This is a genomic window from Kineococcus esterisolvens (genome assembly GCF_050871405.1).
Taxonomy (GTDB): Bacteria; Actinomycetota; Actinomycetes; order Actinomycetales; family Kineococcaceae; genus Kineococcus.
In genome coordinates this window covers 21,080-27,408 of record NZ_JBJLRI010000061.1, presented here as the reverse complement: position 1 = coordinate 27,408, position 6,329 = coordinate 21,080, and the positions used below count along the sequence as shown (strand labels likewise).

The 6,329-nt window shown below is 77.8% G+C and carries 8 protein-coding genes; 2 read left to right on the top strand and 6 right to left on the bottom strand.

Features of this window, described 5'->3' with window-relative positions:
* Nucleotides 1–138: 138 nt before the first annotated feature.
* The 6 genes from ACRYR8_RS16555 to dapE form a co-directional block, all read right to left on the bottom strand.
* Nucleotides 139–306 carry a DUF3117 domain-containing protein gene (locus ACRYR8_RS16555; protein WP_166611043.1) on the bottom strand — a complete coding sequence of 56 codons (168 nt, stop codon included), beginning with the start codon at nt 304–306 and terminating at the stop codon, nt 139–141.
* A gap of 160 nt (nt 307–466) precedes the next feature.
* A complete protein-coding gene (locus ACRYR8_RS16550; protein ID WP_432484870.1) occupies nt 467–1,735 on the bottom strand; it encodes a hypothetical protein in 1,269 nt (422 codons plus the stop codon).
* The gene (locus ACRYR8_RS16545) at nt 1,732–2,256 is read right to left on the bottom strand and encodes an SRPBCC family protein (protein ID WP_432484868.1); all 525 of its coding nucleotides are present in this window, start codon (nt 2,254–2,256) and stop codon (nt 1,732–1,734) included. Before ACRYR8_RS16545 ends, ACRYR8_RS16550 begins: the two co-directional genes overlap by 4 nt.
* Nucleotides 2,235–2,516 carry a DivIVA domain-containing protein gene (locus ACRYR8_RS16540; protein ID WP_432484866.1) on the bottom strand — a complete coding sequence of 94 codons (282 nt, stop codon included), beginning with the start codon at nt 2,514–2,516 and terminating at the stop codon, nt 2,235–2,237. The genes ACRYR8_RS16545 and ACRYR8_RS16540 overlap by 22 nt, the downstream gene beginning before the upstream one ends.
* Nucleotides 2,513–3,160 carry an LOG family protein gene (locus tag ACRYR8_RS16535; RefSeq protein WP_432484864.1) on the bottom strand — a complete coding sequence of 216 codons (648 nt, stop codon included), beginning with the start codon at nt 3,158–3,160 and terminating at the stop codon, nt 2,513–2,515. Before ACRYR8_RS16535 ends, ACRYR8_RS16540 begins: the two co-directional genes overlap by 4 nt.
* Entirely contained in the window at nt 3,157–4,311 is a 1,155-nt protein-coding gene (dapE, locus tag ACRYR8_RS16530; RefSeq protein WP_432484862.1) for a succinyl-diaminopimelate desuccinylase, read from the bottom strand. The genes ACRYR8_RS16535 and dapE overlap by 4 nt, the downstream gene beginning before the upstream one ends.
* 46 nt (nt 4,312–4,357) lie before the next feature.
* On the opposite strand from dapE, the gene dapD reads away from it, so the two are divergent.
* Both dapD and ACRYR8_RS16520 read left to right on the top strand, forming a co-directional pair.
* Nucleotides 4,358–5,371 carry a 2,3,4,5-tetrahydropyridine-2,6-dicarboxylate N-succinyltransferase gene (dapD, locus tag ACRYR8_RS16525; protein ID WP_432484860.1) on the top strand — a complete coding sequence of 338 codons (1,014 nt, stop codon included), beginning with the start codon at nt 4,358–4,360 and terminating at the stop codon, nt 5,369–5,371.
* Between the two features lie 5 nt (nt 5,372–5,376).
* Nucleotides 5,377–6,318: a hypothetical protein gene (locus ACRYR8_RS16520; RefSeq protein ID WP_432484858.1), complete on the top strand. Its 942-nt coding sequence runs from the start codon at nt 5,377–5,379 to the stop codon at nt 6,316–6,318.
* Nucleotides 6,319–6,329 lie beyond the last annotated feature (11 nt).

The window sequence follows — 6,329 nt, the reverse complement described above, 5'->3', positions numbered from 1 at the left end:
GGGGTGGGCGCCACCCCCGGCGCCCGCCCCCGCCCCGCCGCCGGCGCGCGCGCCCCCCCCCCCCCCCCCCCCCCCCCCCCCCCCCCCCCCCCCCCCCCCCCCCCCCCCCCCCCCCCCCCCCCCCCCGGGGCCGCGTCCTCAGCCGACGACCGAGGTGATGGCCTCCCCGAGGGCACCGGCCTCGTCGGGGGTCATCTCGACGACGAGGCGGCCCCCTCCTTCCAGCGGCATGCGCAGGACGATGCCGCGCCCCTCCTTGGTGACCTCCAGCGGACCGTCCCCGGTCCTCGGCTTCATGGCCGCCATCGGCGTGCGTCCTCTCTCGTGGTCCTCGTGCGCCCGCCGGTCGCGACCGGGTGCCGCGGCCGGCGTGTGTGCGTCCATCATCCCCCATGGGGGCCCCGGATCGTGCGCCCGGGCACGCGTGGCGATCACCCGGACGGCCCCCGCACCCCCGGCGCGCCCGTCACGGCGGCCAGTCCGCCGGCGGGGAGAACCGCCACAACCACGCCGTCCAGACGACCTGCAGGGCCAGCGAGGCGATCACCCAGGCCTGCAGCGCACCCCGGCGCCGCGGGTGCAGCCCCACCAGCGCCCCCAGCGGGAAGAGGAACACCAGGTAGCGGAACAGGCTGGTGAAGGGGTCGAGCACCAGCAGCAGGTACCCGGCGTAGGCCAGGCACCAGGTGCGCAGGTCCGCGCCGAGGGCGGCCGCGCGCCGGCCCAGCAGCACGACCGCGTACCCGGCCACGACCACCACCAGCAGCACGGGCCCGGCGACGGCGCCCAGGACGTACTGCGACACGTCCCACCACGGGCGCAGCCACACGACCTGCCCACCGCTGCGCCAGGCGCCCATCGTGGCGGTGTAGGCGTCGGCGCGGCCGGTCAGCAGCGCCGCGGTGAGCGGCCACAGCAACCCGGCGACCCCGGAGGCTCCCAGCAGGACCAGGGCTCGCAGCGCGTCCCGCCCGCCCAGCACCGCCCCGCGGCGGCGGCCGTCCCGCGCGCGCAGCAGCAGGTGCACGACGACCACGACGGACAGCGGCACCGCCACCGGCCGGGTCAGGCCCAGCGCGAGCGCGACGCCCGCGGCCGGCAGGTACCGGTGCCGCTGCAGCAGCAGGAGGAACGCCACGAGCAGCGCCAGCGCCGGGCCCTCGGTGTAGGGCACCTGGAGCACCACCGAGGGCGGGGACACGCAGAACAGCACCGCCGCGCTCCACGCCCCGCGCCTGGCCGCGCCGGGCGGGCAGCGCGCCGACAGCGCCCGCAGCAGCACGGCGTGCACGCCCACCGCGGCGGCCGCCCCCGCGGCCAGCGAGACGAGCGAGCCCGCCCACGCGAACGGCAGGCCCGTGCTCATCAGCGCCCTGGCCAGCAGCGGGGCCAGCGGGTAGAACGCCAGCTCCGACTGCAGCGGATCGCCGTCGGCGCCCAGCGGCACCGCGTCGGGGTAGCCGTCCTCGGCGATGGCGCGGTACCAGGTCGCGTCCCACAGCACCAGCAGGTCGGCGTAGCCGGGGTCCTGCGGCGTCCAGTCGCTGGGCTCCTGGAAGCGCGCGACCTCGGCGAGCACGAAGGCGCTGAAGAGCCGGGCGAGGGCGTAGACGGCCAGCACCCGCGCGGCGGCCGGCAGCCGCAGCCAGCGCAGCAGCAGCCGTTCACGGTGCCGCACCCGCCCACCCGCCCGGCGGGGTGCGGCGGTGCGGGCGGGAGGCCCGGGGGCGCTCACCGGCGCCCCTCCAGCTCGGGGCGGGCCGCGCGCAGCACCGCCCCGAACGCCGCGCGGCCCAGCAGCGCCGGCACGGGGCCGCCGAGGTCGGCCAGCAGCGCCAGCGCCCGGGGCCGCACCAGGATGCGCTCGGTCCACTCCACGCGCGCGCGCCCCGGCCCGTCCGGGCGCACGACGAGGTCGACGACGCCGCCGAGCACGGCGCCGACCTTGCGCACGCGGACCCGGCCCTCCCGCCCGGGAGCGGGCGGCGTGCTGGAGACGACCACCATCTCGTCGTCGAGCACGAACGGGCCCAGGCGGCTGACACCGGCGAAGCGCTCCCCCGGCCGCCCGGGCGCGCCCCCGCGGCGCTGCACGACCGTGGCCGGCACCCACGCGCTCTGCCGCGGCCAGTCGGTGAGCACCTCGAACACGCGGCCCGGCTCGGCGCGGAAGGCGGCGCGGGCGGTGAACACCACCTCGCCCCGGCGCCGGCCCGGACGGGGCGCGCGCCCGCTCAGTCCTCGGCGCTGCGCCACGCGTCGAGCTCCTCGTCGCGCTCGCGGATCTCCTCGCGCAGCCGGTCCAGGACCGCGTCGACCTCGTCCATGCGGTACCCGCGCAGCGCCGAGGAGAAGCGGACCTCGTCCACGTCGGCGGCCTGCACCGGACCCTCGGGCAGCCCGCGGAACGGGCGCGTGGAGGTGACCGGGCCGAGGGCGCCACCGACGCGGCCGACGGCGACGGCGGCCACCGCGCCGACGGTCAGCAGCACGAGGACCAGCAGCGCGACCGTCACGGCCGCCCGCTCCCGGCGGCTCCGGGGGACGCCCCCCCGCCGTCGGTGGGGAAGTCCGCGAAGCTGCCGACGATCTCGGAGCTGGGCAGGGCCACGCGCTCGCGGGGGGCGAGCTCCAGGTGGTCCAGCGCGTCGGACGGGCTGTCGGTCCAGTGCACGACCTCGAAGGCCAGCGGCCGGGCGAAGCGCCGCTCGACGAGCTCCTCCAGCCAACGGCGCAGCCCGGCGTAGTGGCCGTCGCAGTCCAGGACGGCCAGCGGCTTGGTGTGCAGGCCGATGGTGCGCGCCACCCAGATCTCGAACAGCTCCTCCAGGGTGCCCAGCCCGCCGGGCAGCACGATGAAGGCGTCGGCGCGCGCGTCCATCTGCGCCTTGCGCTCGCGCATGTCGTCGGTGACGACCAGCTCCCCCAGGCCCTCCGGCGGCAGCTCCAGCTCCATGAGCGCCTTCGGCATGACACCCGTGGTGCGGGCGCCGGCGGCGCGCGCGGCCGCCTCGGCCGCGCCCATGACGGACGTGCCGCCACCGCCGTAGACGAGGTCGTGGCCGCGCTCGCCGATCAGGCGGCCGACGGTGGCGGCCAGCTCCACGTGGGCCGGGTCGATGCCGCCGGAGGCGCTGCCGTACAGGCAGATGGTGCTCACGCCGCCCCCTCCCCCGCGCCGAGCAGCCAGCCGCGCAGCACGTCCAGGCACCGCTCGAGCTCCTCCACGCGGCAGCGCTCGTCGTCGGCGTGGGCGGTGGCGTTGTCGCCGGGGCCGTAGTTCACGGCCGGCACGCCCAGGGCGGAGAAGCGGGCCACGTCGGTCCAGCCGAACTTGGGCAGCGGGTCGGTGCCGGTGCGGCGCACGAACTCCGCGGCGGCCGGCAGGTGCAGGCCGGGCCCGGCGCCGTCGGCGGCGTCGGTGACGCGCACGTCGAAGCCGTCGAAGACCTCCCGCACGTGCGCCTCGGCCTCGGCGGCCGAGAACGCCGGCGCGAAGCGGTGGTTGACGGTGACGACGCACCGGTCGGGGATCACGTTGCCGGCGATCCCGCCGGCGATCCCGACGGCGTTCAGGCCCTCGCGGAAGACCAGGCCCTCCACCTCGACCTCGCGCGGGACGTACTGCGCCAGCCGGGCCAGCACGGGCGCGGCGGCGTGGATCGCGTTGCTGCCGCGCCAGGCGCGCGCGGAGTGCGCCGCCTTCCCGGTGGTGGTGACCTCCGCGCGCAGGGTGCCGTTGCAACCGCCCTCGACCACCGCCGAGGACGGCTCGAGCAGCACGGCGAAGTCGGCGGCGAGCGCCTGCGGGGCGTTGCGGGCCAGCCGGCCGAGCCCGTTGCGGGCCGCCTCGACCTCCTCGTGGTCGTAGAAGACGAACGTCACGTCGCGCGCCGGCGGCCGGCCCGCCGCGACCGCGGCGGCCGTCTCGCGGGCCAGCACCAGCTGCACCGCGACCCCGCCCTTCATGTCGCAGGTCCCGCGGCCGACGAGCACGTCCCCGTCGACGGGGTGCTGCTCGCGGCGCACCGGCAGGTTGGGCGGGTCGGTCAGCGGGACGGTGTCCAGGTGGCCGGCCAGCAGGACGCGCTCGCCGCGGCCCAGGGCGGTGCGGGCCACGACGGCGTCGCCGTCGCGCAGCACCTCCAGCGCGCCCCACGCGCGCAGGGCGCTCTCCACGGCGTCGGCCAGGGCGCGCTCGCCGCCGCTGACGGATTCGGTGTCGCACACCCGGCGGGTCAGCTCGACGACGTCGAGCGCTGGGTCGGCGAGGTCGTGCTGGACGGGGGCCGGGACGGTTCCGGGGGTCACGACCAGAACCCTAGGGCGTGCCCGGGCGCCGGGTAGGGTCGCGGGCGTGAGCGAGCAGACCAGCACCCCCGCCAGCACGACCGGCAGCGCCCCGGGGAGCAGCGCCGCCTCCCGGCGCGCGTGGGGGCACGGCCTGGCCACCGTCGCCGAGGACGGCACCGTGCTGGACGTCTGGTACCCCTTCCCCGCGCTGGGCGCGGCCTCCGCCGCCGAGACCAGCTCGTACGGGGTGCCCGCGGAGCTGGCGTCCCTGGAGGACTCCGACCCGCACCGCCGGGTCCGCCAGCGGGTGGTGACCACGCAGATCGACCTGGACGCCCCGCCCGCGGACGCCGCGGACGCCTACCTGCGCCTGCACCTGCTCTCGCACCGCCTCGTCGCCCCGCACGGCCTGGACGTGTCCGGCATCTTCGGCGTGCTGGCGAACGTGGTGTGGACCAACCACGGCCCGTGCGCGGTGGCCGACTTCGAGCGCACGCGGCTGGCGCTGCGCGCGAACGCGGGCCCCGTGACCGTCTACGGCATCGACAAGTTCCCGCGGATGACGGACTACGTCACCCCCACCGGCGTGCGCATCGCCGACGCCGACCGGGTGCGCCTGGGCGCGCACCTGGCCCCGGGCACCACCGTCATGCACGAGGGCTTCGTGAACTTCAACGCCGGCACCCTGGGCACCTCGATGGTCGAGGGGCGCATCTCCGCGGGGGTCGTCGTCGGCGACGGCTCCGACGTCGGCGGCGGCGCCTCGATCATGGGCACCCTCTCCGGCGGCGGCAAGGAGGTCGTCTCCATCGGCCGGCGCACCCTGCTGGGCGCGAACTCCGGCACGGGCATCGCACTGGGCGACGACTGCGTCGTGGAGGCCGGCACGTACGTCACCGCCGGCACGAAGGTCACGGTCCTGGACGAGTCGGGCAGCGCGCAGCGCACCGTCGCCGCGCGCAGCCTGTCCGGTGCGTCCGGGTTGCTGTTCCGCCGCAACTCCGTCACCGGTGCCGTGGAGGCCCTGGCGCGCCGCGGCGTGCGGGTGGAGCTCAACGCCGCCCTGCACGCCAACTGACGGCGGTGCCCGTCCGGACCCCCGCGAACCGGCGGCTGCCCCGTTCCGCCGCGGCGGCCAACCGCCGGGCCCGGCGCCTGCGTCCCCTGGTGGCCGCCGGCGCGGTGCTCGTCGTCCTCACCGCGGGCGGGGTGTGGCTGGTGCGCGACGAGGACGCCCCCGTGGTGCGCGAGCGCTGCACGGCGACGGTCGACGGGCGCTCGACGTCGCTGTCGCCCGAGCAGGCCGGCCACGCCGCCACCGTGGTGGGGATGGCGGTGCGCCGCGACCTGCCCGCGCGGGCGGCCACCATCGGCATCGCGACGGTGATCCAGGAGTCGGGCCTGCGAAACCTCGACCACGGCGACCGCGACTCGCTGGGCCTGTTCCAGCAGCGCCCGTCGCAGGGGTGGGGCACGCCCGAGCAGGTGCAGGACCCGGTGTTCGCCACCGACGCGTTCTACGACGCGCTCGTGGAGGTCGACGGCTACCGGGACCTGCCGGTGACCGACGCCGCGCAGGCGGTGCAGCGCAGCGCTTTCCCCCTGGCGTACGGCGACCACGAGGACGAGGCGCGGCTGATCGCCTCGGCGCTGACCGGCTACACCCCGGCCGGGTTCACCTGCCGGTTGCGCCGGGTGGGGGCGGACGCGCGGATCGGCTCCGACGAGGAGGCCTCCCCCGGCGCGCAGCGGCTGGGCGAGGCGATGGCCACCGAGGTGGTCCGGCAGGAGCCGCGCGTCGTCCCCGGCGCGTTCGGCGCGGCGCTGGAGTACGCGCTGGAGGGTGAGGACGCGCAACGGCTGGCGTGGGCGGCGGCCGGGTGGGCGGTGGCCTCCGCAGCCGGGTACGACGTGGTGGAGGTGAGCGTGCAGGGCCACCGCTGGGACCGCGGGCGCTCCGGGCGCGGCTGGGTCGCCGGGGAGACGGGTGTGCCGGCCGGGAGCGTGCGGGTGCGCGTCGCCTGACGCGGCACCCC